Raw genomic sequence first — 318 nt, 5'->3', positions numbered from 1 at the left:
CTCCGCTACCCACACCTCATCCCCGCACTTTTCAACGTGCGTGGGTTCGGGCCTCCATTCAGTGTTACCTGGACTTCACCCTGGACATGGGTAGATCACCTGGTTTCGGGTCTACGACTGCATACTCTATTCGCCCTCGTTAAGACTCGCTTTCGCTGCGGCTCCGTCTCTTCAACTTAACCTTGCATGCAATCGTAACTCGCCGGTTCATTCTACAAAAGGCACGCCATTACCCGTTAACGGGCTTTGACTACTTGTAGGCACACGGTTTCAGGATCTCTTTCACTCCCCTTCCGGGGTGCTTTTCACCTTTCCCTC

Annotated in this window: 1 rRNA gene; it reads right to left on the bottom strand. The window is 53.5% G+C overall.

Annotated features, from left to right (window positions below):
• Positions 1-318, bottom strand: a 23S ribosomal RNA gene (locus tag RYX56_RS21675); the annotation flags it as partial.

It is taken from the genome of Alkalihalophilus lindianensis (genome assembly GCF_032843265.1).
GTDB classification, from domain to species: domain Bacteria; phylum Bacillota; class Bacilli; order Bacillales; family Bacillaceae_D; genus Alkalihalophilus; species Alkalihalophilus lindianensis.
The sequence above is the reverse complement of the archived record's forward strand: the minus strand, read 5'-3'. Positions and strand labels throughout refer to the sequence as shown.